The organism is Priestia sp. TRN 1309 (assembly GCF_050846875.1).
In the GTDB taxonomy this organism is placed as follows: Bacteria; Bacillota; Bacilli; order Bacillales; family Bacillaceae_H; genus Priestia; species Priestia zanthoxyli.
Map to the genome: position 1 here is coordinate 255,687 of NZ_JBOZGM010000005.1, position 24,726 is coordinate 280,412.

Genomic DNA, 24,726 nt, shown 5'->3' on the forward strand with positions numbered 1-24,726 from the left:
AAAAAAATACTTTTTACATTCAAGGAGGAAATACCCATGGCAGTAAAAATTGGTATTAACGGATTTGGTCGTATCGGCCGTAATGTATTCCGCGCAGCTTTAAAAAATGATAACGTTGAAGTAGTAGCAATCAACGACTTAACAGATGCTAACATGCTTGCTCACCTTTTAAAATATGATTCTGTACACGGAAAATTAGATGCAGAAGTAGTAGTAGATGGTAGCAACTTAGTAGTAAACGGTAAAACAATCGAAATCTCTGCTGAACGCGACCCAGCTCAATTATCTTGGGGCAAACAAGGCGTAGAAGTTGTTGTTGAATCTACTGGATTCTTCACAAAACGCGCTGACGCTGCAAAACACTTAGAAGCAGGAGCTAAAAAAGTAATTATCTCTGCTCCAGCATCTGATGAAGACATCACAATCGTAATGGGTGTTAACGAAGACAAATACGATGCAGCTAACCACAACGTAATTTCAAATGCTTCTTGTACAACTAACTGCTTAGCGCCATTTGCTAAAGTGTTAAACGACAAGTTCGGTCTTAAACGCGGAATGATGACAACAGTTCACTCTTACACAAACGACCAACAAATCTTAGACTTACCACACAAAGATTACCGTCGTGCTCGTGCAGCTGCTGAAAACATCATCCCAACTTCAACTGGTGCTGCTAAAGCTGTATCTCTAGTATTACCTGAATTAAAAGGTAAATTAAACGGTGGAGCTATGCGTGTTCCAACTCCAAACGTTTCTTTAGTAGACTTAGTTGCTGAACTTGATAAAGAAGTAACTGTTGAAGATGTAAACAACGCTCTTAAAGAAGCTGCTGAAGGCGATCTTAAAGGCATCCTTGGTTACAGCGAAGAGCCACTAGTATCTGGTGACTACAATGGTAACATCAACTCTTCTACAATCGATGCATTATCTACAATGGTAATGGAAGGTAACATGGTTAAAGTTATCTCTTGGTACGATAACGAGAGCGGATATTCTAACCGTGTAGTAGACCTTGCTCAATACATCGCTGCTAAAGGACTATAAGAATAACTTAAAATTCGCTTCTATTTGATTCAATAAGACAGAAATCGACTAGACTTTCCTTTTTTATTGGATATCTGAAAATAGAACGACTATAATAAGACTTGCTAAGGAAGAGAGGGGCATACCCCCTCTTCCTTGATTTATGTATTGGCTTCTACATGAAAAAGCGTCATAAACAGCTAACTCGAGTTTCACTTTATATAGAAAGGCGCCAATATATAAAATGAAATGTACGTTGGTTTGTGGATTGATGATTACATAGAAGCCTACTTGCTTAGTACCATAAATACTTAAGGAGGCCTTTTAACGATGAACAAAAAAACGTTGAAAGACATCGATGTAAAAGGAAAGCGAGTATTTTGTCGCGTAGACTTTAACGTACCAATGAAAGACGGAAAAGTAACAGACGAAACTCGTATTCGTGCAGCTGTTCCTACTATTCAATATTTAGTAGAACAAGGTGCAAAAGTAATTTTAGCTAGCCATCTTGGACGTCCAAAAGGCGAAGTTGTTGAAGAATTACGTCTAAATGCTGTTGCAGAACGTTTACAAGCTCTTCTTGGTAAAGACGTTGCAAAAGCTGACGAAGCTTTTGGTGAAGAAGTAAAGAAAACAATCGACGGCATGAGCGAAGGCGATGTTTTAGTACTTGAAAACGTACGTTTTTACCCAGGCGAAGAGAAAAACGATCCTGAATTAGCAAAAGCGTTTGCTGAATTAGCAGATGTATACGTAAACGATGCATTCGGTGCAGCTCACCGTGCGCATGCTTCAACAGAAGGAATTGCTCAACACATTCCAGCAGTAGCAGGTTTCTTAATGGAAAAAGAGCTTGATGTGCTTTCAAAAGCATTATCGAACCCAGAACGTCCATTTACTGCAATCGTTGGTGGAGCAAAAGTTAAAGACAAAATCGGTGTAATTGACCACTTACTTGATAAAGTAGATAACTTAATCATCGGTGGAGGACTTTCTTACACATTTATTAAGGCACTAGGCCATGAAGTAGGTAAATCACTTCTTGAAGAAGACAAGATTGAACTTGCAAAATCTTTCATGGAAAAAGCTAAGAAAAACGGAGTAAACTTCTACATGCCAGTGGACGTGGTAGTAGCAGATGACTTCTCAAATGATGCTAATATTCAAGTTGTATCAATTGAAAACATTCCAAGCGATTGGGAAGGCTTAGACGCAGGACCGAAAACGCGTGAAATCTATGCTGACGTAATCAAAAACTCTAAGTTAGTTATTTGGAATGGACCAATGGGTGTATTTGAATTAGACGCATTTGCTAATGGAACAAAAGCAGTAGCTGAAGCTTTAGCAGAAGCAACTGACACATATTCAGTAATCGGCGGAGGAGACTCTGCAGCAGCTGTTGAAAAATTCAACCTAGCTGATAAAATGAGCCATATTTCTACAGGTGGCGGTGCGTCACTAGAGTTTATGGAAGGTAAAGAACTTCCAGGCGTAGTTGCACTAAACGATAAGTAAGTTTATGTTTCAGTAAGACGGAGGACCGACCTGACGACTGATAATATAAATAATTATCAAGCAGCGAAGAAGGATGACCAAGAGATAAAAGGGACCGAATCACTTTTAACAGCACCCTCTTGGACATCTAACGCGTGAAGTGAAAACCCACAATAAACAAAGGACGGTGTTACACATGCGTAAACCAATTATTGCAGGAAACTGGAAAATGAATAAAGTACTTTCTGAAGCAACTAGCTTTGTTGAAGAAGTAAAAGGAGCAGTACCATCTCCTGAAAGCGTAGATTCAGTAGTATGTGCACCTGCACTATTTTTAGATCGTTTAGTAGAAGCGACTAAAGGCACAGACTTAAAAATTGGTGCACAAAACATGCACTTCGAAGAAAACGGTGCGTTCACTGGAGAAGTGAGCCCTGTTGCATTAGCAGACCTAGGTGTGAACTACGTAATTTTAGGACACTCTGAACGTCGTGAAATGTTTGCTGAAACGGACGAAACAGTAAACCAAAAAACAATTGCTGCATTCAAACACGGTTTAACACCAATCGTTTGCTGCGGTGAAACAAACGAAGAGTATGAACAAGACCAAACAAAAACAGTTGTAGCTAATCAAGTACAAAAAGCATTAGCTGGTCTAACTGATGAGCAAGTAAAACAAACGGTTATCGCATATGAGCCAATCTGGGCAATCGGTACAGGTAAATCTTCAACTGCTGAAGGTGCAAACGAAGTTTGTGCATACATCCGTAGCGTTGTTGCAGAGCAATTCTCTCAAGATGTTGCAGATGCTGTACGTATTCAATACGGCGGTAGCGTAAAACCTGCTAATATTAAAGAATATATGTCTCAATCAGACATTGACGGAGCTTTAGTAGGTGGAGCAAGCTTAGAAGCAGATTCTTTCTTACAGCTTTTGGAGGCTGGTAAGTAATGAGTAAAAAGCCAGTAGCATTAATCATCTTAGATGGTTTTGCATTACGCGATGAAGATAAAGGTAATGCGGTAACACATGCAAAAAAACCAAACTTCGACCGTTTCTGGAACGAGTATCCTCATGCTACACTTCAGGCGTCTGGAGAAGCTGTAGGCTTACCGGAAGGCCAAATGGGTAACTCTGAAGTAGGTCACTTAAACATCGGTGCAGGCCGAATTGTGTACCAAAGCTTAACTCGTGTAAACGTAGCAATTCGTGAAGGCGAGTTTGAACAAAACGAAACGCTTGTAGCAGCTGTAAAGCACGCAAAAGAAAAGGGTACAAACCTTCATCTTTTCGGACTTTTATCTGATGGCGGTGTACACAGTCATATCGAACATCTTTATGCATTATTGCGTCTAGCTAAGAGTGAAGGCTTAGAAAAAGTCTACATTCATGGCTTCTTAGATGGTCGTGACGTAGCACCTCAATCTGCTGAAACGTATTTAAAAGAACTTAATGAAAAAATTGAAGAGTACGGCGTTGGTGAAATTGCAACACTTTCAGGACGTTACTACTCAATGGACCGCGACAAACGCTGGGAGCGCGTAGAGAAATCATACCGCGCAATGGTGTACGGTGAAGGTCCATCATATACAAGCGCTGAAGAGTGCGTAAAAGATTCATATGAAAATGGAATCTATGACGAATTCGTTTTACCTTCTGTTATTACAAAGGAAGACGGATCGCCAGTTGCGACAATTCAAGACGAAGATGCAGTCATTTTCTACAACTTCCGTCCCGATCGCGCAATTCAAATTTCAAATACGTTCGCAAACGAAGATTTCCGCTCATTTGATCGCGGTGAGAAACATCCGAAAAACTTACATTTTGTATGTCTAACTCACTTCAGCGAAACAGTTGACGGATATGTAGCCTTTAAGCCAATTAACTTAGATAATACGCTTGGTGAAGTATTATCTCAAAATAACTTAAAGCAGCTTCGTATTGCTGAAACGGAAAAATATCCTCACGTAACGTTCTTTATGAGCGGTGGACGTGAAGCAGAGTTTCCTGGTGAAACACGTATCTTAATCGATTCACCAAAAGTAGCAACATATGACTTGAAACCTGAGATGAGTGCTTATGAAGTGACGGACGCGTTGCTTGCAGAAATCGAGGGCGACAAGCAGGACGCTATTTTATTAAACTTTGCAAACCCTGATATGGTAGGTCATTCAGGTATGTTAGAACCAACGGTAAAAGCGATTGAAACAGTAGATGAGTGCTTAGGCAAAATTGTAGATGCAATTTTAGCTAAAGGCGGTACAGCAATTATCACAGCAGACCATGGTAATGCTGATGAAGTGATTACACTTGAAGGTAATCCAATGACGGCTCATACAACGAATCCTGTTCCGGTAATTGTAACAAAACAAGGCTTAGAGCTTCGTGAAGACGGTATTCTAGGGGATCTAGCTCCTACAATGCTTACTCTTCTAGATGTAGCACAGCCAAAAGAAATGACAGGTAAAACATTAATTAAATAATTAATTATAAAGGAGAGTTTTAAAATGCCAACAATTCTTGACATTTATGCACGCGAAGTATTAGATTCTCGCGGTAACCCAACAGTTGAAGTAGAAGTATATACTGAATCAGGCGCTTTCGGACGCGCAATCGTACCAAGTGGTGCTTCTACTGGTGAACACGAAGCAGTAGAATTACGCGATGGTGACAAATCTCGCTACCTAGGTAAAGGTGTATTAAAAGCAGTAGAAAACGTAAACGAAATTATCGCTCCTGAATTAGTAGGTATGGACGCAACTGATCAAATCGGTATCGACCGCCTTATGATTGAGCTAGATGGTACGGAAAACAAAGGTAAATTAGGTGCTAACGCTATCCTTGGTGTATCTATGGCAGTAGCTCACGCAGCAGCTGATTTCGTAGGTCTTCCATTATATCGTTACCTTGGTGGATTCAACGCGAAGCAATTACCAACTCCAATGATGAACATCATCAACGGTGGTTCTCATGCTGATAACAACGTTGACTTCCAAGAGTTCATGATTTTACCTGTAGGAGCTCCTACATTCAAAGAAGCAATCCGTATGGGTGCTGAAGTATTCCACGCGTTAAAATCTGTTTTATCTGCAAAAGGCTTAAACACAGCTGTAGGTGACGAAGGTGGATTCGCTCCAAACCTTGGTTCTAACCGTGAAGCATTAGAAGTAATTGTTGAAGCAATCGAAAAAGCTGGCTACAAAGCTGGTCAAGACATCCAATTAGGTATGGACGTTGCTTCTTCTGAATTCTTCAACAAAGAAACTGGTAAATATGACTTAGCAGGCGAAGGTCGTACAGGCGTAACTTCTGCTGAAATGGTAGATTTCTACGAGCAGTTAGTTAACGAATTCCCAATCGTTTCAATCGAAGACGGTTTAGACGAAAATGACTGGGATGGTCACAAGCTATTAACTGAGCGCATTGGCGGCAAAGTACAGCTTGTTGGTGACGATTTATTCGTAACAAACACGAAAAAACTTTCTCAAGGTATCGAACAAGGCGTAGGTAACTCTATCCTTATCAAAGTTAACCAAATCGGTACATTAACTGAAACGTTCGAAGCTATTGAAATGGCTAAACGTGCTGGTTACACAGCAGTAGTTTCTCACCGTTCTGGTGAAACTGAAGATGCAACAATCGCTGATATCGCTGTTGCAACAAATGCTGGTCAAATCAAAACTGGTTCTATGAGCCGTACAGACCGTATTGCGAAATACAACCAATTACTACGCATCGAAGACGAGCTAGGTGTTCTAGCTGTATACGATGGCGCTAAATCTTTCTACAACTTAAAAAAATAAGTTGAAATCATAAAAAACGGATGACGATTGTCATCCGTTTTTTTATGTTAAAATCCGGTGTATTTCGCTGTCATTACTTGTATGAGAGGGTTTTTTATGATAAATTAACCTTAGCGTAGTGCGCGTACTTTATCCCCGGTAATGCCAATCAGAAGGGATGAAGAAACCCCGCTGATTGACTATTACTTGGTGTAGGAGGTGTGTCTTAGTGCATACATTGCTGATTACTTTGCTAGTGATTGTTTCAATTGCATTGATTGTTGTGGTCGTTTTACAATCAAGCAAAACTACTGGATTATCTGGAGCTATTTCCGGTGGAGCTGAAACGTTATTTGGAAAACAAAAAGCACGTGGAATTGACTTAGTTTTACACCGTTTGACAGTAGTGTTATCTATCTTATTCTTTGCGTTAACACTTGCTGTATCTTATTTCAAACTTTAATATGTTACTGGATAGACTGCCACCTAATGCATACGTACTTGGTGTATACCAACTTATGTATTAGGTGGCTTTTTTAATGGGCGTGTTGAATACTTTAATTTCATTTTTAAGTAATGATATAATATAGCTTTAGAAAAAAGTACTAAATATAGTATAAAAGCGTAAAAGTTGACGGACACATCTCTTGTTATGTGATGACCGTCACATAAATACATGTTTTTTTCTATTATGACTGCAGATATTATAACTAAAAGGAGTTAAATGATATATGAAAATTGCACAACCAAAGCCATTTACATTTGAAGGCGGCGAAAAGGCTGTTTTATTACTTCACGGTTTTACCGGAAATTCTGCTGATGTTCGTATGTTAGGTCGTTTTTTAGAGAAAAAAGGATACACATGCCACGCACCTCACTATAAAGGACACGGTGTAGCGCCTGAAGAGCTTGTTCATACTGGTCCAAAAGATTGGTGGAAAGATGTCATGGAAGGCTATGAGTTTTTGAAAAGTAAAGGCCATGAAAGTATTGCCGCTGTAGGTCTTTCACTAGGTGGCGTATTTTCACTGAAATTAGGTTACACTGTACCTATAAAGGGTATTGTGCCTATGTGCGCGCCTATGTATATAAAGAGTGAAGAAGTCATGTATGAAGGTGTTTTAGCGTATGCACGCGAATATAAAAAGCGTGAAGGTAAATCGTCTGAACAGATTGAACAAGAAATGGAAGAGTTCAAACAAACACCAATGAACACGTTAAAGTCTTTACAGGAATTAATCGCTGAAGTGCGAAATTCAGTTGATATGATTTATGCACCGACATTTGTTGTACAAGGTCGTCATGATCATATGATTAATACAGACAGCGCCAATATTATTTATAATAGCGTCGAGTCTCCTACAAAAGATATAAAGTGGTACGAAGAATCTGGTCATACCATTACCTTTGATAAAGAGCGAGATCTGCTTCACGAGGATGTATATGCATTTTTGGAATCACTTGATTGGTAATAGAGATAATACGAATAAGGAAAAAGGAGGGACATGATGTGAAAGAAGAAAATCAGCCCTATATGAATGAAATATTGGATTTTATGAAAAGGGATAATTACAAACCTTTGACTGTCCAAGAGCTTGCAAAAGAATTTAATACGGAGGATGCAGAGTCATTCAAAGAGTTTGTTAAGGCACTTGTTATTATGGAAGAGAAGGGTTTAATTATCCGAGCAAGAAATGACCGCTACGGGCTGCCGGAACAAATGAATTTTGTCAAAGGGAAAGTAAGCGGACATGCAAAAGGGTTTGCGTTCGTAGTTCCTGAAGAAAAAGATGCGGGTGATGTATTTATTCCCCCTACTGAAACAAACAATGCTATGCACGGAGATATTGTGCTTGCAAGAGTGTTATCAGAATCATCAGGTGCTCGTCGTGAAGGAACCATTGTAAAAATCTTAGAACGAGGTACCCAGCAAATTGTAGGTACGTATACGCAAAGCAAGAATTTCGGCTTTGTGATTGCGGATGACAAAAAAATTGCAGGTGATATCTTTATTCCCAAAGCAGCAAGAAACGGTGCAGTTGAAGGCCATAAAGTAGTAGTAGAGCTCACAACCTATCCGGAAGGCCGCATGAATGCAGAAGGAAAAGTTGTTCAAATTCTTGGACATAAAAACGATCCGGGGATCGATATCATTTCTGTTATCCATAAGCACGGTCTTCCTCAAGAATTTCCTGCTGACGCTTTAACGCAAGCAATTGATACACCTGAGACGATTGATGAAAAAGATATCGGTAACCGTCGCGATCTTCGGGATCAAGTTATTGTAACCATTGACGGAGCAGATGCAAAAGATTTGGATGACGCTGTAACGGTTACAGAGCTTGAAAACGGAAACTACAAATTAGGTGTTCATATTGCAGATGTAAGTCACTACGTTAAAGAAGGTTCTCCGATTGATGTAGAAGCAGCAGAGCGCGGAACAAGCGTCTATTTAGTAGACCGAGTTATTCCGATGATTCCTCACCGTTTATCTAACGGAATCTGCTCATTAAATCCAAAAGTTAACCGTTTTACACTTTCTTGTGAGATGGAAATTAATCCACAAGGTGAAGTAGTAAAACATGAGATTTTTGAAAGTGTCATCAAAACGACAGAACGAATGACGTATTCAGATGTGAACAAAATCTTAGTGGATAAAGATGAAGAAGTGTTAGAACGCTACGAGCCAATCGTTCCGATGTTTGAGCGTATGGAAAAGCTGGCAGCTATTCTTCGTAAAAAGAGAATGGATCGCGGTGCCATTGATTTTGATTTCAAAGAAGCAAAAGTATTGGTAGATGATGATGGACATCCTCACGATGTTATTTTGCGTGAACGTTCAGTTGCTGAAAAGCTAATCGAAGAATTTATGCTGGCGGCGAATGAAACAGTAGCAGAACATTTTCACTGGATGAACGTACCGTTTATTTATCGTATTCATGAAGATCCAGATGCAGAGAAGCTTACTCGTTTCTTAGAGTTTATTACAAACTTTGGTTATACAGTGAAAGGGACAGGCAACGATATTCATCCGCGTGCGCTGCAAGATATTTTAGAAGAAGTAAAGGGTACGCCTGAAGAGATGGTTATTTCAACTGTTATGCTTCGTTCGATGAAACAAGCGAAATATGAAGCAGAAAGTTTAGGCCACTTTGGTTTATCAGCTGAATTCTATACGCATTTTACGTCTCCAATCCGTCGTTATCCGGATTTAATCGTTCATCGTCTCATTCGTACGTATTTAATTGAAGGAAAAACAGATCAGCAAACGCAAGAAAAATGGCGCGAGCTTCTGCCTGATGTTGCTGAGCATTCTTCTAATATGGAACGTCGTTCAGTTGACGCTGAGCGAGAAACGGACGATATGAAAAAAGCTGAGTTTATGGCTGATAAAGTTGGGGAAGTATTCAATGGTATTATTAGCTCTGTTACAAACTTTGGGATGTTCGTGGAGCTGGAAAATACGATTGAAGGGTTAGTTCATGTTAGTGACTTAACGGATGACTATTATCGTTACGACGAACGTCATTATGCGATGATTGGAGAAAGAACGGGCAACGTCTTCCGAATTGGAGACGAAATTGAAGTGAAAGTTGCCGATGTGAATAAAGACGAGCGTTCAGTGGACTTTGTTATTGTGGGAATGAAAGAAGGCCGCAAACGCTTATCTAAAGATCGTCCTAAAGTGATTAAGGCAAAACAAAAGTCACGCAAAGACGATAAAGGAAAAGGTCGAGAGGGCAGCCGAAGCAAAAATGAAGAGTGGTCTACTCAAAAACCAAAGAAGAAAAAGAAAAAAAGATTCTTCGAAGGCGCTCCAAACGTTAAGCGTAAAAAGAAAAAGCGCAAATAATCGACAGCAGTGAAGCAGAAGGATAGACCTTCTGCTTCAAAACAGCTCTATTAAACGTTTTAGTTGTTGTTTAGATTTCCATACAGTAAAATGATACATAATATCATACATATACGTAAGTACGGCTGAAGGGAAGGAACGTTTTATGCCAAAAGGTGAAGGGAAATTAATTGCACAAAACAAAAAAGCCCGCCACGACTTTTTTATTGAAGAAACATATGAGACGGGTATTGTTCTACAAGGAACGGAAATTAAATCAATTCGTAATGGTCGTGTGAATTTAAAGGACTCTTTTGCTCGTGTGCAAAACGGAGAAGTATTTTTACACAATATGCACGTTAGTCCTTACGAACAAGGAAATCGATACAATCATGAGCCACTTCGTACACGAAAGCTATTGCTGCATAAACGCGAAATCAGCAAGCTAATTGGCTATTCAAAAGAAACAGGTTATTCACTAGTTCCGTTAAAAGTGTATTTGAAAAATGGATACGCAAAGGTTTTACTAGGGCTTGGTAAGGGTAAAAAGAAATATGATAAGCGTGAAGACTTAAAGCGTAAAGAAGCCAAGCGTGATATCGAACGAGCATTTCGTGATCGTCAAAAGATGTAAAATTACAAAATCTTACAATTGCAAAATGCTCATTTTGTGATATAATAAATATTGTTATCAGTTAGATTTCATTTTGCACACTGAAGTCGCTATCTGATGTAAGAATTTTTCTTACACATTCCGACTCCCTTTTATATGGGGACGTTACGGATTCGACAGGGATAGTTCGAGCTTAGGTTGCGAGTCGAGGAGATGGCCTCGTTAAAACATCAACGCCAATAATAACTGGCAAATCTAACAATAACTTCGCTTTAGCTGCATAATAGTAGCTTAGCGGTTCCTCCCTCCATCGCCCATGTGGTAGGGTAAGGGACTCACTTTAAGTGGGCTACGCCGGAGTTCGCCGTCTGAGGACGAAGGAAGAGAATAATCAGACTAGCGACTGGGACGCCTGTTGGTAGGCAGAACAGCTCGCGAATGATCAATATGCCAACTACACTCGTAGACGCTTAAGTGGCGATATTTCTGGACGTGGGTTCGACTCCCACCGTCTCCACCAAATACATATTTTTGGTGGCTTACCTTACTTATAACAGGAGCTAATCAAATGTATGATCTACATTTGATTAGCTCCTTTTTAATTTATGATGTATGTAAAATTGAAAAAGCGGTACAAAAGTAAAAGGATGCCTCTTTGTGTAAGAGGCATCCTTTTACTTTTGTTTAAGCTGAACAAAAAGCAGCATAAGAAAGGAAAGAAAGACGATCGAGATAACCCATAGCCAAGCGAGATTCATGTTTCCAGAGTCAATCGCGACGTAGATAGCGGTAGGAACAGTTTGAGTTTCACCTGGAATATTGCCAGCAAACATCAAAGTGGCTCCAAATTCTCCGAGTGCTCTTGCCAGACTTAACACACCTCCTGTTACGATAGCTTTAGAAGCTAAAGGAATGGAAATAAAGAAAAAGACTTTCCATTCGCTTGCACCATCTACTCGAGCTGCGTCTTCAATTTCATGATCAACGCCTTGGAAGCCCGTTTTGGCAGATTGATACATAAGGGGAAACGCAACGACAACGGATGCAATAACAGCTGCCCACCACGTAAAAATAACGGGTTGTTGAAAGACCCATTCAATTGCTCGGCCAAGTAGGCTGTGTTTTCCGAATATGACAATCAATAAAAATCCAACAACGGACGGAGGCAGGACCAATGGTAGCATCAACACCGTTTCAACCATCACTTTTCCCTTAAAGTGTTTCCTGGATAACAGTTTTCCTATAACAGTGCCTAGAATAATCACGACAAATCCCGCTACTAATGCAATTTTAAGCGATAGCTGAAGAGGAGATAAAAACTCTTGAATCATAGCAATCTCAATTCGCAGTGAAACCGTATTTTTTAAACGTGTTAAGAGCCGTCTTACTTTGTAAAAATTGATAAAAATCCTTTGCTTCTTGTGGATGTTTCGAATCCTTAATAACGCCTACAGGATATACAATTGGTTTGTGAGTGCTATGATCTGCAGTGGCGACAATCTTCACTTTTTTTGAAATCAACGCATCGGTTTTATAAACAACTCCAGCTTCAACGTTTTCTGTCTCCACATAGGAAAGCACCTGGCGTACGTCTTTTGCATAGACGGTTTTAGGCTCAATGTTTTTCCACAGATTCATGTGTTCAAAAGTCTCTTTTGCATACTGTCCGGCAGGAACGGATTCCGGTATGCCAAGTGCAATTTTTTGAACAGCAGGCTTTGATAGATCTTCAAAATTTTTGATGGCAGCCGAATTATTCTTTGGGACGATAAGCACAAGATCGTTGCCAACCAAGTCAGTTCCATTTTCTTTAGAAATAACTCCTGACTTTACCAGTGCATCAAACTTATCTTCCGCTGCTGAAAAAAACAAATCAGCCGGTGCGCCGTTTTCGATTTGCTGTTGCAGCGAGCCTGAAGCCCCAAAATTAAATTTTAAGTCGACATTCGGATGCTTTGTTTCATATTGCTTTTGAATATCGGTAAGCGCATCTTTTAAGCTGGCTGCAGCGGATATCGTTAAGCTGACGTTTTGGTGCTGAGCCGCTGATTGACTCGTATTTGTTCCGTTTGAACAAGCAGCAGTAAACATAATTAAAAATAATAGTGCGAATAAGGGTTTAAAGTATTGTTGCATCGTGTCACCTCAATTAGTTTTAGTAGAGCAATTTAGTATAACTATATCACGTTCACTTAGAAAAGGACTTCCTAAAAAGAAAACAGCGACTTGAAAGGGAAAAACTTTCAAGTCGCTGCCTTATTTACTCTTCCAACGCTTTGCCCATTCCTTTTAAAAAGTGAAGTCCAAATCCAATTGCACGATTAACATCTGGATCATTTAGCGCTTTTATAAGAGCTAACGCACTTACTTTTTTTCCTGTTTTTACATATTCATTTGCTTCGTTCATACCAGCTGTTGCACTGTTAACAAGTTTAGCAGTTACCTCTGGGTCTGCCTTCATCAAACCGCTGCTTGCACCCATAAGGGTATTAATTAAATTGGTTACGGGTTCTCTAGAAATTTGATGAAGCGCAATTTTTGAGATTTTTTCTTTTGCTTGAATCATTGAATCAGCAGCTTCAAGAACACCCATGTCGTTAAGTTCGCCGACAATACCGAGAATACGATTCAGCGCTTCTTCATTATCTGCCAGCAGAGAAGTCAAGTCTTCTAATTTTTGCTGTTTTTTTTCTTCCTCGCTTAGAAGAGGCTTTTTAATTTCTGTAATAGGTTGTGCCATCTTTTCTCCTCCTATTTACTTGTTAAATGGACGTAGCCAGGACGATTCCATTTACGCTGAACCTCGACCCCATTTTGAGGATGACGTTTTTTGTTACGCGGATTTGTAGACGGTAAAGGCGTTTTTCCACCTTTGCTTAATACTTCCATCCGTACTTTTGTTTGTTTGTAAGCCGGCGTATTTGTTCGTTGGTCGACTGCAGGTCCCGTCAAGAAGTTAATAGCCGAATCTTTATGAACGGAGTGCATCGGAAGATACAGCTCATTTGCTTTTACTCGCTCTGTAATTAATGCCTGTACTTTTACTGCTCCAAACGGTGAGATTAATCTGACAAGCGAACCGTCTTCAATTTCACGCTCCTTGGCAAGCTGAGGTGAAATTTCTACAAATACTTCCGGTACCTTTGATTGAATACCGCTCGATTTATTGGTCATATTCCCTTCATGAAAATGTTCTAACATTCGTCCGTTATTAATGTGCAAATCATATTCCTCTGGAAATTCAGCAGGAAGAACCCAATCTGATAAAGCAAAGCGCGCTTTTTTATCTGGGAAATTAAACCCATCGACGTAAAGTAAAGGCGTGCTTTTCCCCTCTAAGCTCCCCCATAAGAAGCTATCCCAGCCTTCAAGGTTTTCGTAGCTGGCTTGGCTGAACAGAGGTGATAGACTAGCCATTTCTGAAAAGATGTCACCAGGGTGTGTATACGTCCAATTTGCACCTAAGCGGTTTGCAATCTCTTGAACAATCCACCAATCCGGCTTCGAATCACCAAGCGTTGGCAATGCTTGATACAATCTTTGTACGCGTCGCTCCGTATTGGTAAACGTTCCGTCTTTTTCAAGAGAAGGAACAGCAGGGAGTACAACATCAGCATATTGAGCCGTTCTTGAAAGGAAAATGTCTTGGACAACAAAAAAATCTAGATTTGATAATATTTCGTGTACGTGATTAGCGTTCGAATCGACAAGAGCCATATCTTCTCCTACAAGGTACATAGCTTTCATTTTTCCTTCATCAATTGAATGAAGCATTTGGATATTATCAAGACCCGGCTTGTCTTTAATTTTCACGCCGTATGCTTTTTCAAATTTTTCTCGAGCGACTGAGTCCGTGACGTGCTGATAACCTGGAAGCCAAGCGGGAAGAGTTCCCATATCGCATGCGCCTTGCACGTTATTGTGGCCTCGGAGTGGATAAGCGCCTGCACCAGGGCGTCGATAGTTTCCAGTAGCAAGCAACAGGTTTGAGATAGCCGCTGATGTATCAGAGCCTCCTGTATTTTGCGTCACGCCCATACCCCACAGCACACAGGTTCCATCGGCGTCTCGAATCATTTCAGCTATTTGAATGAGTGTTGCTGCTGAAATACCCGTAATTTGTTCAGCATATTCAAGCGTGTACTTTTCAAGCAAAGAGTTAAAGTCTTCAAAATAGTTGACGTTTTCTTGGATAAATTTTTCGTTGTGCCATCCTTGATCAATCATGTATTTTGTTACAGCCATTAGCCATACTTGGTCCGTACCTTGTTTTGGACTGATAAAAATGTCAGAGCGTTCAGCCATTTCGTTTTTGCGCAAATCTGCGACGATTAGTTTTTGGTCATGAAGCTTATGCGCGCGTTTGATACGAGTTGCTAATACAGGGTGACCTTCGGCAGGGTTAGCTCCAACGATGATAACCAGTCCAGCTTTTGCGATGTCTTTTATCGTGCCGGCATCGCCTCCCATTCCGACTGTTCGAAATAATCCATCGGTTGCAGGAGACTGACAGTAGCGAGAACAGTTGTCTACGTCATTTGTTTCAAACATTTGGCGAGCCAGCTTTTGAATAACATAGTTTTCTTCGTTTGTAATCTTAGAAGAAGAGATAAAACCAACGGATCCATGTCCGTACTGCTGATTGATGGAGTTTAACCTGCTTGCTACTAAATCGAGCGCTTCTTCCCATGACGACTCTACAAATGCGCCATTTTTTCGGATTAAAGGCTTAGTAATACGTTTTTCAGAGTTTACAAAATCCCAGCCGAATTTTCCTTTCACACAGGTTGAAATAGCGTTTGCGGGAGCATCTGAGCTAGGTTGAACTTTAAGGATTTCGCGGCCTTTTGTCCACACTTCAAATGAACATCCAACTCCGCAAAATGTACAGACGGTTTTTGTTTTTTTCGTCCGAGTTTCACGCATAGCTGCTTCCACCTCTGAAACAGCAAAAATTCCGCTGTACCCTGGTTCCACTTCTTTAACTAAATCAATCATTGGATTCAAAACGCTTTTTGGAAGTCCGGTCATGAATCCAGCTTCTCCGAGCATAGATTTTTCCATTAAGGCATTACAAGGGCATACTGTTACACATTGACCGCAGCTCACACAAGAAGATTCATTGATTGCTACACCATCATCCCAGAGAACGCGGGGACGTTTCGCTTCCCAGTCGATAGAGAGCGTTTCATTAACTTGAAGATTTTGACAAACCTCTACACATTGTCCACAAGCAATGCATTGATTAGGGTCATAACGGTAAAACGGATGAGACATATCGACTTCATCCTCTGAGGCCTTTGGCGTATAGGGGTATTTTTGATGTTCAATCTCCATCATTTCGGCTGTATTATGTAATTTACAGTTTCCGTTGTTATTATCGCAAACGGTGCAGTATAGCAAATGATTTTCTAATAAGCGATCCATTGCTTCCGTCTGTGCCGCTTTTGCGGGTGCTGATTGTAATTCAATCTTCATGCCGTTTTCAGCTTTTGTAGAACAAGAACGAACTAACTCGCCATTCATTTCAACAATACATGTGTCACAAGTTTGAATAGGGTCTACTTCAGGCACATAACAAATCTGAGGATGCTCGATGTTTTGCTGGTTAATAATTTCGAGTATGGTAGAACCTGAAGCTGCCTTGTATTCGCTGCCATTTATATGAACAGTGATGATTTCACGACTCATTTGTTTTCCTCCTTTATATAAAACAAAAAACCACCATGAATACACATGCCTAATTAAATAAGGGAAGTGCAATCATGGTGGAATAGTTTACTAGCAGGTCTTACTAATATGCCAATCCGGCCCATTTATATCGTTAAGAAAAAGTGATAGAGTAATAACAATTCATTATTATTATTATTCCATCTCGGTTATTTATAATTATATCGCTACGTTTTTAAATGCACAACTTTTTTAAATACCCAACTCTCTTCAAAAGTTTTGCTGCAAAGATTTTAGGCTTTTATTTTTTGAAGTGTTGATTTATGATAAAAAAACTGTAGGAATAAAATGCACAATTTAATTTTAATCGGTGGGAGAGCGTTGATTATGTCAAAAACAATTCATGAATTTAATGATATTATTCGGAAGCTTCGAAAAGATTTATTTGGAAAAGGACCGGAAAGAATACATACGGTTTTTGTTGAAAATATGGCTGTCTCAACACTGTATGGAAATTTAACTCCGACAGAAACATTTATTGCAAGCACTTCTGAAGGGTGTGACATGGTTCATTTAGCTCGAACAAAAATGATTCAAGATGTATATGCATCGAATCCGCCGGAAGGGCTAGAAGAATTGGTAGGAGCAAAGCTGGTTAATTTATTTTCAGATATGAAAATAAAAGAAAATATAGCGGTTTCCGTATTTGTTTTTGATAAAAACATTATTTAAAAAAGGAGACATCACATGAATTCGACCGTTAAGAAGCGTACAGTTCTTAGATTTAAAAATGGTGAAATGGAAAGCGTGGAAGATAAAATTGTAACGGAGTTTCCTGTGACTGTGAAAATTAATGAAGAAGAGTTTGTCACGATGGTATGTAGCCCTCAATACATTGAAGATATGGTAATTGGCTATTTAGCATCTGAAGGGGTTATTCGAGAATACAAAGACATTAAAAACATATGGGTTCAAGAAAAAGAAGGGTATGTTCATGTTACAATAGATAAATTAAACCCGTATTTTCAAAACCTTCAAAATAAACGATATATCACGTCTTGCTGCGGGGCGAGCAGACAAGGGTTTGTCTTTATAAATGATGCGCTGACTGCTAAAAAAATGAATGATATATCGGTAGAACTTTCAATTAAGGATTGTTTTCAACTCATGAATAAGCTGCAGCAATCTGCTGCTACGTTTCAAGAAACGGGTGGCGTTCATAACGCTGCCATTTGTGATAAAAATGGTTTCATGCTTAGCAGAATGGACATTGGCAGGCATAATGCTCTAGATAAACTATATGGGTATTGCTTAAAACACCATATTTCAATTAGGGATAAAGTAGTCGTTTTCAGCGGCCGTATTTCTTCAGAAATTTTGTTGAAAGTAGCGAAGATCGGGTGTGAAGTGGTTCTTTCAAAATCCGCTCCGACTGAACTTGCTTTAAATCTAGCAGAAGAATTGAGAATTACAACGGTAGGGTTTATCCGAAGTGATTCGTTGAATATTTATACATGCCCGGAAAGAATTTTAAGAGAAAGTTAATCTGCTGTGGAGAAGCTGACAGCTAGAGAGGAGAGATGAGGCAGATGTCATACACTATAGTTGATACGTTAAAGCGCCCTTTACGAGACTTGCGTTTGTCCGTAACAGATCGCTGTAACTTTCGCTGTCGATATTGTATGCCTGAAGAAATTTTTGGGGCAGACTATCCATTTTTACCTGCCGAAAATATTCTTTCGTTTGATGAATTAGAGAGACTCACGAGATTATTCGTATCGCTAGGAGTAAAAAAAGTGCGTATAACGGGAGGAGAGCCACTGCTAAGAAAAGGCTTGCCAGATCTAATCAATCGTCTGAAGCAAATTGAGGGTATAGATGATATTGCCATAACAACAAATGGCTCACTGTTAAAGAAGCATGCAGAAGCCTTATCAAAAGCGGGATTATCAAGAGTAACCGTCAGCTTAGACTCGCTTGATGAAGTGAGATTTCAAGAGCTGAACGGAAATCGAGGAAGCGTCAAACGAGTGTTAGAAGGAATAGAGGCAGCAGCTCTTGCGGGGATTTCAGTCAAAATAAACATGGTTGTCCAAAAAGGCAAGAACGAGCAGGATATCCTTCCGATGGCCCAATATTTTAAAGGCAAAAAACATACGCTGCGCTTTATTGAATACATGGATGTTGGAAATTCAAACGGATGGAAAATGGATGAGGTTATAACAAAGAAACAAATTCTTGATATAGTTGGACAAGAAATGCCTCTTGAAGAAATTCCGCCTCATTACACGGGAGAAGTAGCTACCAGGTATCGGTATGTTGGGACAGAAGAGGAAATTGGTATCATTTCATCCGTGACAGATTCATTCTGTTCGACTTGTTCACGCGCAAGAGTATCGGCTGAAGGAAAGCTCTATACCTGCTTGTTTGCGTCAAAAGGGTACGACCTCCGGAAACTGATACGATCACAAGCATCTGATCATACTGTTTGTGACACCATTTCTGATATCTGGAATCATCGGAAAGATCGTTACTCAGATGAGCGGGCTAACGGAAGACAGGTCCAAGGCGCTGAGAAAGTGGAAATGTCTCATATTGGTGGATAATTCAAAAAAAGCCTTATAAATGCCAATCACTGCGATGATTTACATTTATAAAAGTAGGATCTTCTGCTGAAAAAGGCACGCGAAGGACGTTTGCCTGATTCAACAATCCTGTGAGCCTTCTTTCACCTTGTGTAACGAGTTGGTCAATAAGAGGAAGCGTTCTACGGTGATAGAGGGCTAGAAGCGGGTGCATGTGATTTGGCTGAACAGGAAGAACAATATCAGCTGAGTTCGCCTGAGTTAGGGTAATCATATTATGAACAAACTCAGCATTAACAAAAGGAATGTCACACGAAAGAATAAAGAACCATTCAGCACGGCAATCAATTGCAGTTAAAGCATGATGAATTGCATACAAAGGTCCTTGATACGGGCATTTTTCAACTGCAAATGAAACATCTTTTCTTTGAAAATAAGGAAGTAAATCTTGGTTGGTAGACACAAGTATAGGTGTGACGTGATTTTCTTTTAATGCATCTATACTATATTCGTAAAATGATTTCTTGTTATAGGTTTCAAACATTTTTGGTTGACCGTAGCGAGAAGATTTTCCTCCTGCTAATACAATGCCGGCAATGGACATTTATTAAATACCTCCATCAAAATATAGTTGTATATTTATGCACATAAGCGTCCGTAAAGCAGCTTAGCTTTATGTGTATAATAGCATGTTTTTAAAGAAATATCTTTGACGAAGGAATAGATAGTGAAGTCATAGATTGAACGAGAAAGGGAGAGAAAAGAGTGACAGAACGTTATTCACGTCAGCAGCTTTTCCAGCCCATTGGAAACAAAGGGCAGCAGCAAATTAGAAGTAAGCATGTTTTAGTTGTAGGCGCAGGGGCTCTAGGCAGCGCTAGTGCAGAAGCTCTCGTGCGTGCTGGAATTGGAAAATTGACTCTTGTAGATCGTGATTATGTAGAATGGAGTAATCTGCAGCGTCAGCAGCTTTATACAGAACAAGATGCGCAAAACAAACTGCCTAAAGCTGTAGCAGCCAAAAATCGTTTGCGTCAAATAAACACAGAAGTGAAAATCGAAGCGCTGGTGATGGATGCTCAGCCTGCTAATTTAGAAAGTATCGTCCAAACAGCTGATTTGATTATCGATGCGACAGACAATTTCGACATTCGCTTTATTTTAAATGATTTGTCACATAAGTATGAAGTTCCTTGGATCTACGGCTCATGTGTAGGGAGTTATGGCACCACTTATACCGTTATCCCAAACGTAACCCCTTGTCTGCACTGCATATTGAAAAAAGTGCCTGTGGGAGGAGCGACGTGTGAGACAGCAGGAATTATCAGTCCAGCCGTTCAAATTGTGGCAGCCTATCAAATAACCGAAGCATTAAAAATTTTAGTGGGAGACGTTGAAGCTTTGCGACACACATTTCTAACTTTTGACGTCTGGAATAATCAGCACGCTGAATTTAAGACGGGTAAAATGAAAAGTTATGAATGTTCTTCTTGCGGATCGGCACGCACATATCCGTACTTAGCGTATGAAAATCAGCTTAAAACAGAAGTTCTTTGCGGCAGAGAGACGGTTCAGATCAGACCCTCGCAGCAGCATTTACACAACTTTGATGAATTGGAAAAGCGTTTAAAAAACCAAGGGAAAGTAGACCGCAACCCATATCTTCTGTCATGTCAGCTTCCAGAGCAGCGCTTTGTTATTTTTCAAGATGGCCGTGTATTTATTCATGGAACGAATGATATTCAATTTGCGAGAAGTTTATATTATCGTTTATTAGGATGAGTAAAGGAGTGAAAAAATGAGAGAAAAGCGAACTCCTATCCCTGTCGGAGAATGCGTTGGGCGAGTGATGCAGTATGTCAAAAGCGGAAAGCAAGAAATCATTGCGCTTGAAGAAGCTCACGGCAGATTTTTAGCAGAAGATTTAATGGCAGATCATGATGTTCCTGCTTTTAATCGTTCTCCATATGATGGTTTTGCTATTCGGTCACAAGATACGAAAAAAGCATCATCACTTCATCCAGTAGAACTGGATGTTCGAGGAGAGATAGGAGCGGGTTCTGTTTTTGAACATACAGTCAACGCGATGCAGGCTGTGCGTATTATGACAGGAGCTCCTATTCCAAAAGGCTGCGATGCGGTGGCAATGCTTGAAGTAACAAAAGAATATACAAAAGACAACCAGCCCGTCGTTCAAATCAAGCGGTCGTTTAACAGCGGAGATAACATTTCGTTTCAAGGAGAAGAAACAAAAAAAGGCACCATGTTAGTTTCAAAAGGAACGTATATCACTCCGGGAGTAGCTGCTCTTCTAGCCACATTTGGTTATAGTAACGTAGCTGTCTTCAAAAAGCCTGTAGTTGGATTACTTGCAACGGGAAGTGAACTAGTGGAAGTACGTGATCCTGTTCAGCGAGGGAAAATTCGTAATAGCAATGCTCATATGCTTCGTGCCCAAATTGAAAAAGCTGGAGGAGAAGTAAACTATTTTGGTATTATGCCCGATGATTTAAGTCAGTGCTACAGCGCGGTAAAATCTGCGCTATCAGAAGTGGACATACTGATTACAACGGGGGGCGTTTCAGTAGGAGATTATGATTATCTACCAGAGGTGTATAAGCAATTACAGGCCGAAGTTCTTTTTAATAAAATAGCGATGAGACCAGGCAGTGTCACAACAGTTGCACGTATGGAAGACAAGCTTTTATTTGGTCTATCGGGAAACCCTACGGCCTGCTACGTTGGTTTTGAACTGCTAGCTCGTCCGGTCATCAGTACATATGCGGGGAAAAGAACCCCTCATCTCCGGAAAGAAAAAGCTTTGTTAGGAAAAGACTTCTTAAAGCCAAATCCTTTTATGCGATTTGTATCTGGCAGGCTTTCATACAGGGAAGGACAGCTGATTGCTTCTCCATTAAGCTTTACAAAATCTAGTGCTGTTTCTTCTTTAGCTCATGCGGATACGTTAATTATATTTCCCGGAGGGACGAGAGGGTACAAAGAAGGAATGCTGGTTGACGTCTTATTGCTAGATGACGTGCAGGGAAGTGAATGGCCTTGGTAGCAAGTTGCACCGTTTTACAAGTAGTTGGATTTCAAAACAGCGGAAAAACGACTTTAGTGGAAAGGCTAATTAAAAAAGCGAAACAATTCGATCTACGTGTAGGTTCTATTAAGCACCATGGACACGGCGGACCTCCAGATAGCAGCAGTGAGCTAAAAGACAGTCATCGCCACCAGCAAGCAGGTGCCGATGTGGCAGGTGTAGAAGGAGGTGGGATCCTTCAGCTTACGGCAAACAGTAAAGACTGGAGCCTAAAAAAGCTGATTGATTTTTATCAATTTTTCTCGCCAGATGTCATTTTTGTTGAAGGATATAAAAAAGAATCCTATCCAAAAGCAGTCTTGATTCGAAGCGAAGAAGATCTTGTTCTGCTTTCCTCTCTAACCAATATCATATGCGTGATTAGTCACATTCCGCTTAAAAACGAAGTGCAGCGAGCATATCCAATGTTTCACTTACAAGAAGACGAGCTTTATCTTAATTTTTTATTGAAAGAAGTGGGGGAAAGAAGATGAACCAGCACTTATTTGAAGTAGTAAATCAGCCAATTGCGGTAGATGAAATAATTAAAAAAGTTTCTAGAAGAGACGCGGGAGCTATTACGACATTTATTGGAACGGTAAGAGAATTTACAAAAGGCAAAAAGACGCTCTCTCTTGAATATCAAGCCTATGTGCCAATGGCAGTGAAAATGCTCAGCCAAATTGGTGACGAAATTCAGGAAAAGTGGCCGGATGCTTTGACAGCTATTACTCATCGAATCGGAAAGCTTGATATAACAGAAGTCGCAGTAGTTATTGCGGTTTCTTCTCCGCATCGCAAAACAGCTTATGAAGCAAATGAGTATGCTATTGAACGTATTAAGCAAATTGTGCCAATTTGGAAAAAGGAATTTTGGGAAGATGGAACAAAATGGATTGGGGATCAGTTAGAAACAAAAGAATATCCTGAAGGAAAGCCATTGAAGGAGATGTAAAAATGATTAACGTCTTATTTTTCGCTGCTATACGTGAAGAGGCTGGAGTGGAACAAGTAACAGTTGATAAGCAAGATATAACAGTGAAGGAATTAAAGGAATATGTACAAAAAACATATAAGCTGTCCTCTCTGAATCAAACGATGACAGCAGTCAACGAAGAGTTTGTAACAGATGAAGAAATCATTGGAACGGGAGATACCGTTGCATTTATTCCACCCGTTAGTGGAGGATAAAAAAAGGTGCTGAATACACAGCACCTTTTTTATTATCTAAATTGAGCTACTTTTTCAATTGGTAAACGTACAGAAGGGTAACCGCTATTTGCTGCTTTGCCGATTGAAAGTAACATAACCGGTGCATAGCGTTCTTTGTCTAAACCGAATGCTTCGGCAATTTGATCTTTTTCATAACCGCCAATAGCATTCGTATCATAACCGTGAGCACGTGCAGCAAGCATTAACTGCATAGATACTAAACCGCCGTCAATTAATACCGTTTCTTTATTTAATTCTTCAGAAGCAGCTGCGTAGTGCGCTTTGATTTTTGGAATTTGCATATCTCTAATTTCTTGTGGCATATAGCCTAGTTCAACAGCTTTATCGTAAATTTCATCTAAATTTTCTTCGCTTTTTAAATCGCCGAATATCGCAATAACAGCTGCCGATGTTTCTACTTGTGATTGATTAAATTTAGCAAGCGGAGCTAGTGTTGCTTTTCCTTCAGGGCTATCAATTACTAGAAAGCGCCAAGGCTGTGCATTAACAGAAGATGGAGCTAGCGTCGCTTCTGTTAAAATTTCTTTCATTTCTTCACGGCTGATTTTGACAGATGGATCGTAATAACGAATAGATCTGCGCCCTGTAATAATATCTTGGAAATCATTGTTTAGTGTTTTTGTTTGTGTCATGATGAACTCTCCTTTATGTTAAAAATGTTATGACCGTTCAATGGCCGAAATGTTTACTTTTAAACGCTCAAGCATTTTGGAAAGCAGCAGCTGTTCTTCTTCGCTGAAATCTTTAAATGCTTCATCAATAAAGCGAGCTTTTTCGTTTCGAAATGCACCGATTTTTTCATGTCCGCTTTTCGTAAGCTTTACAAATGTTACGCGGTTGTCATCAGGATTTTTACGGCGTGATACAACATCTCTTTCTTCTAGCTGCTTTAAATGCCTTGTAATTGCAGCATTATCAATGTTTACTTGCTGTTGAAGCGCCTTTTGACTCATTTCACCTGTTTCATAAAGCTGATGTAAAATATCAAGACGTGATTGGCTAACACCGGTACAATGCTCAAACTTTTGATTAATTTGTTTATTAACTTCTTGCAGAGCATACAGAACATTTGCTTTTTCAGAACATGAATGTGACAAGAAAGTCGCTCCCTTTTTTCTATGATATTTATTGATGGATTAATATTTGATACATCAATGTTTGATACATCAACTAATATAAAATAAATAAAAGTGAAAGTCAAGAAAGTGAACAATCTTTTTTTTATAAATAATAAAAAGAGATTGAGATATAACGAAATCAATGCAATCTAAAGACGAACAAATCGGATAAATGAGCTCGTATGGACCGCTTGTGACACGGTAGTTGATTTCCGTGCAAGACTTCGCTTTGTCCTCCAATCAACTGCCAGAAGGAACGAAACAGATAAAATCTACGTTCATCGTAACCA

Annotated in this window: 24 protein-coding genes and 1 other RNA gene; 18 read left to right on the top strand and 7 right to left on the bottom strand. The window is 39.8% G+C overall.

Annotated features, from left to right (window positions below; all coding sequences use genetic code 11):
* Positions 1-36 precede the first annotated feature (36 nt).
* From gap to ssrA, 10 genes are all read left to right on the top strand, one after another.
* A complete protein-coding gene (gene gap / locus ACRPLQ_RS20785; RefSeq protein ID WP_014457839.1) occupies positions 37-1,044 on the top strand; it encodes a type I glyceraldehyde-3-phosphate dehydrogenase in 1,008 nt (335 codons plus the stop codon).
* Between the two features lie 309 nt (positions 1,045-1,353).
* Positions 1,354-2,538 (top strand): phosphoglycerate kinase, encoded by a 1,185-nt coding sequence (locus ACRPLQ_RS20790; RefSeq protein ID WP_028412053.1) that lies wholly within the window; start codon positions 1,354-1,356, stop codon positions 2,536-2,538.
* 175 nt (positions 2,539-2,713) lie between these two features.
* Complete coding sequence (gene tpiA / locus ACRPLQ_RS20795) at positions 2,714-3,469, top strand: triose-phosphate isomerase (RefSeq protein WP_013085385.1); 756 nt, start codon at positions 2,714-2,716, stop codon at positions 3,467-3,469.
* A complete protein-coding gene (gene gpmI, locus ACRPLQ_RS20800; protein ID WP_028412054.1) occupies positions 3,469-5,001 on the top strand; it encodes a 2,3-bisphosphoglycerate-independent phosphoglycerate mutase in 1,533 nt (510 codons plus the stop codon). Before tpiA ends, gpmI begins: the two co-directional genes overlap by 1 nt.
* A 24-nt stretch (positions 5,002-5,025) precedes the next feature.
* Positions 5,026-6,321 carry a phosphopyruvate hydratase gene (gene eno / locus ACRPLQ_RS20805; RefSeq protein WP_028412055.1) on the top strand — a complete coding sequence of 432 codons (1,296 nt, stop codon included), beginning with the start codon at positions 5,026-5,028 and terminating at the stop codon, positions 6,319-6,321.
* A 208-nt stretch (positions 6,322-6,529) separates the two neighbouring features.
* A complete protein-coding gene (gene secG / locus ACRPLQ_RS20810) occupies positions 6,530-6,763 on the top strand; it encodes a preprotein translocase subunit SecG (protein ID WP_014457843.1) in 234 nt (77 codons plus the stop codon).
* A gap of 268 nt (positions 6,764-7,031) precedes the next feature.
* Entirely contained in the window at positions 7,032-7,772 is a 741-nt protein-coding gene (locus ACRPLQ_RS20815) for an alpha/beta hydrolase (protein ID WP_432236264.1), read from the top strand.
* Positions 7,773-7,810: 38 nt separating this feature from the next.
* Positions 7,811-10,153 (top strand): ribonuclease R, encoded by a 2,343-nt coding sequence (gene rnr / locus ACRPLQ_RS20820; protein ID WP_028412057.1) that lies wholly within the window; start codon positions 7,811-7,813, stop codon positions 10,151-10,153.
* 145 nt (positions 10,154-10,298) lie between these two features.
* Positions 10,299-10,766: an SsrA-binding protein SmpB gene (gene smpB, locus ACRPLQ_RS20825; RefSeq protein ID WP_013059694.1), complete on the top strand. Its 468-nt coding sequence runs from the start codon at positions 10,299-10,301 to the stop codon at positions 10,764-10,766.
* Positions 10,767-10,903: 137 nt separating this feature from the next.
* Positions 10,904-11,265: a transfer-messenger RNA gene (gene ssrA, locus ACRPLQ_RS20830) on the top strand.
* Positions 11,266-11,419: 154 nt separating this feature from the next.
* Here the strand turns inward: ssrA and modB are convergent.
* The 4 genes from modB to fdhF all read right to left on the bottom strand — a co-directional run bounded on the left by modB (position 11,420) and on the right by fdhF (position 16,436).
* Complete coding sequence (modB, locus tag ACRPLQ_RS20835) at positions 11,420-12,076, bottom strand: molybdate ABC transporter permease subunit (protein WP_034264255.1); 657 nt, start codon at positions 12,074-12,076, stop codon at positions 11,420-11,422.
* A 7-nt stretch (positions 12,077-12,083) separates the two neighbouring features.
* On the bottom strand, positions 12,084-12,881 hold the full coding sequence (modA, locus tag ACRPLQ_RS20840) for a molybdate ABC transporter substrate-binding protein (RefSeq protein WP_099000230.1): 798 nt from the start codon (positions 12,879-12,881) through the stop codon (positions 12,084-12,086).
* Between the two features lie 124 nt (positions 12,882-13,005).
* Positions 13,006-13,485 (bottom strand): DUF1641 domain-containing protein, encoded by a 480-nt coding sequence (locus tag ACRPLQ_RS20845; RefSeq protein WP_033580426.1) that lies wholly within the window; start codon positions 13,483-13,485, stop codon positions 13,006-13,008.
* Positions 13,486-13,496: 11 nt separating this feature from the next.
* Positions 13,497-16,436 carry a formate dehydrogenase subunit alpha gene (gene fdhF / locus ACRPLQ_RS20850; protein WP_165635047.1) on the bottom strand — a complete coding sequence of 980 codons (2,940 nt, stop codon included), beginning with the start codon at positions 16,434-16,436 and terminating at the stop codon, positions 13,497-13,499.
* A 366-nt stretch (positions 16,437-16,802) separates the two neighbouring features.
* Here fdhF and ACRPLQ_RS20855 point away from each other — a divergent pair, with 366 nt between their 5' ends.
* Genes ACRPLQ_RS20855 through moaA form a run of 3 tightly spaced genes read left to right on the top strand, consistent with a single transcriptional unit; the run spans position 16,803 to position 19,021 of the window.
* On the top strand, positions 16,803-17,147 hold the full coding sequence (locus ACRPLQ_RS20855; RefSeq protein ID WP_013059689.1) for a DUF2294 domain-containing protein: 345 nt from the start codon (positions 16,803-16,805) through the stop codon (positions 17,145-17,147).
* A gap of 15 nt (positions 17,148-17,162) precedes the next feature.
* Complete coding sequence (gene fdhD / locus ACRPLQ_RS20860; protein ID WP_033580428.1) at positions 17,163-17,960, top strand: formate dehydrogenase accessory sulfurtransferase FdhD; 798 nt, start codon at positions 17,163-17,165, stop codon at positions 17,958-17,960.
* A 44-nt stretch (positions 17,961-18,004) separates the two neighbouring features.
* Complete coding sequence (gene moaA, locus ACRPLQ_RS20865) at positions 18,005-19,021, top strand: GTP 3',8-cyclase MoaA (protein WP_165635046.1); 1,017 nt, start codon at positions 18,005-18,007, stop codon at positions 19,019-19,021.
* A 13-nt stretch (positions 19,022-19,034) separates the two neighbouring features.
* Here the strand turns inward: moaA and mobA are convergent, their stop codons facing one another.
* On the bottom strand, positions 19,035-19,604 hold the full coding sequence (gene mobA, locus ACRPLQ_RS20870; RefSeq protein ID WP_028412064.1) for a molybdenum cofactor guanylyltransferase: 570 nt from the start codon (positions 19,602-19,604) through the stop codon (positions 19,035-19,037).
* A 161-nt stretch (positions 19,605-19,765) separates the two neighbouring features.
* On the opposite strand from mobA, the gene ACRPLQ_RS20875 reads away from it, so the two are divergent.
* From ACRPLQ_RS20875 to moaD, 5 genes are read left to right on the top strand one after another with little or no spacing between them, the layout of a single operon-like run.
* On the top strand, positions 19,766-20,782 hold the full coding sequence (locus ACRPLQ_RS20875) for a molybdopterin-synthase adenylyltransferase MoeB (protein ID WP_028412065.1): 1,017 nt from the start codon (positions 19,766-19,768) through the stop codon (positions 20,780-20,782).
* 16 nt (positions 20,783-20,798) lie between these two features.
* On the top strand, positions 20,799-22,064 hold the full coding sequence (locus ACRPLQ_RS20880; RefSeq protein WP_165635045.1) for a molybdopterin molybdotransferase MoeA: 1,266 nt from the start codon (positions 20,799-20,801) through the stop codon (positions 22,062-22,064).
* Positions 22,052-22,579, top strand: coding sequence for a molybdopterin-guanine dinucleotide biosynthesis protein B (mobB, locus tag ACRPLQ_RS20885; protein ID WP_165635044.1), 528 nt, complete (start codon positions 22,052-22,054; stop codon positions 22,577-22,579). Before ACRPLQ_RS20880 ends, mobB begins: the two co-directional genes overlap by 13 nt.
* Positions 22,576-23,040 (top strand): molybdenum cofactor biosynthesis protein MoaE, encoded by a 465-nt coding sequence (locus ACRPLQ_RS20890; RefSeq protein WP_025752620.1) that lies wholly within the window; start codon positions 22,576-22,578, stop codon positions 23,038-23,040. Before mobB ends, ACRPLQ_RS20890 begins: the two co-directional genes overlap by 4 nt.
* A gap of 2 nt (positions 23,041-23,042) precedes the next feature.
* Complete coding sequence (gene moaD / locus ACRPLQ_RS20895; protein ID WP_028412068.1) at positions 23,043-23,276, top strand: molybdopterin converting factor subunit 1; 234 nt, start codon at positions 23,043-23,045, stop codon at positions 23,274-23,276.
* Between the two features lie 32 nt (positions 23,277-23,308).
* Here the strand turns inward: moaD and ACRPLQ_RS20900 are convergent, their stop codons facing one another.
* A complete protein-coding gene (locus ACRPLQ_RS20900) occupies positions 23,309-23,950 on the bottom strand; it encodes a nitroreductase family protein (RefSeq protein ID WP_013059680.1) in 642 nt (213 codons plus the stop codon).
* A 27-nt stretch (positions 23,951-23,977) separates the two neighbouring features.
* Positions 23,978-24,415 (bottom strand): MarR family winged helix-turn-helix transcriptional regulator, encoded by a 438-nt coding sequence (locus tag ACRPLQ_RS20905; protein WP_013085370.1) that lies wholly within the window; start codon positions 24,413-24,415, stop codon positions 23,978-23,980.
* Between the last annotated feature and the right edge of the window lie 311 nt (positions 24,416-24,726).

What these genes read in the sequence shown, in the direction of transcription:
- gap (WP_014457839.1), top strand. Translation starts at nt 37, where the DNA reads ATGGCAGTAAAAATTGGTATTAACGGATTTGGTCGTATCGGCCGTAAT.
- ACRPLQ_RS20790 (WP_028412053.1), top strand. Translation starts at nt 1,354, where the DNA reads ATGAACAAAAAAACGTTGAAAGACATCGATGTAAAAGGAAAGCGAGTA.
- tpiA (WP_013085385.1), top strand. Translation starts at nt 2,714, where the DNA reads ATGCGTAAACCAATTATTGCAGGAAACTGGAAAATGAATAAAGTACTT.
- gpmI (WP_028412054.1), top strand. Translation starts at nt 3,469, where the DNA reads ATGAGTAAAAAGCCAGTAGCATTAATCATCTTAGATGGTTTTGCATTA.
- eno (WP_028412055.1), top strand. Translation starts at nt 5,026, where the DNA reads ATGCCAACAATTCTTGACATTTATGCACGCGAAGTATTAGATTCTCGC.
- ACRPLQ_RS20815 (WP_432236264.1), top strand. Translation starts at nt 7,032, where the DNA reads ATGAAAATTGCACAACCAAAGCCATTTACATTTGAAGGCGGCGAAAAG.
- smpB (WP_013059694.1), top strand. Translation starts at nt 10,299, where the DNA reads ATGCCAAAAGGTGAAGGGAAATTAATTGCACAAAACAAAAAAGCCCGC.
- modB (WP_034264255.1), bottom strand. Translation starts at nt 12,076, where the DNA reads ATGATTCAAGAGTTTTTATCTCCTCTTCAGCTATCGCTTAAAATTGCA.
- modA (WP_099000230.1), bottom strand. Translation starts at nt 12,881, where the DNA reads ATGCAACAATACTTTAAACCCTTATTCGCACTATTATTTTTAATTATG.
- ACRPLQ_RS20845 (WP_033580426.1), bottom strand. Translation starts at nt 13,485, where the DNA reads ATGGCACAACCTATTACAGAAATTAAAAAGCCTCTTCTAAGCGAGGAA.
- fdhF (WP_165635047.1), bottom strand. Translation starts at nt 16,436, where the DNA reads ATGAGTCGTGAAATCATCACTGTTCATATAAATGGCAGCGAATACAAG.
- ACRPLQ_RS20855 (WP_013059689.1), top strand. Translation starts at nt 16,803, where the DNA reads ATGTCAAAAACAATTCATGAATTTAATGATATTATTCGGAAGCTTCGA.
- fdhD (WP_033580428.1), top strand. Translation starts at nt 17,163, where the DNA reads ATGAATTCGACCGTTAAGAAGCGTACAGTTCTTAGATTTAAAAATGGT.
- moaA (WP_165635046.1), top strand. Translation starts at nt 18,005, where the DNA reads ATGTCATACACTATAGTTGATACGTTAAAGCGCCCTTTACGAGACTTG.
- mobA (WP_028412064.1), bottom strand. Translation starts at nt 19,604, where the DNA reads ATGTCCATTGCCGGCATTGTATTAGCAGGAGGAAAATCTTCTCGCTAC.
- ACRPLQ_RS20880 (WP_165635045.1), top strand. Translation starts at nt 20,799, where the DNA reads ATGAGAGAAAAGCGAACTCCTATCCCTGTCGGAGAATGCGTTGGGCGA.
- mobB (WP_165635044.1), top strand. Translation starts at nt 22,052, where the DNA reads ATGGCCTTGGTAGCAAGTTGCACCGTTTTACAAGTAGTTGGATTTCAA.
- ACRPLQ_RS20890 (WP_025752620.1), top strand. Translation starts at nt 22,576, where the DNA reads ATGAACCAGCACTTATTTGAAGTAGTAAATCAGCCAATTGCGGTAGAT.
- moaD (WP_028412068.1), top strand. Translation starts at nt 23,043, where the DNA reads ATGATTAACGTCTTATTTTTCGCTGCTATACGTGAAGAGGCTGGAGTG.
- ACRPLQ_RS20900 (WP_013059680.1), bottom strand. Translation starts at nt 23,950, where the DNA reads ATGACACAAACAAAAACACTAAACAATGATTTCCAAGATATTATTACA.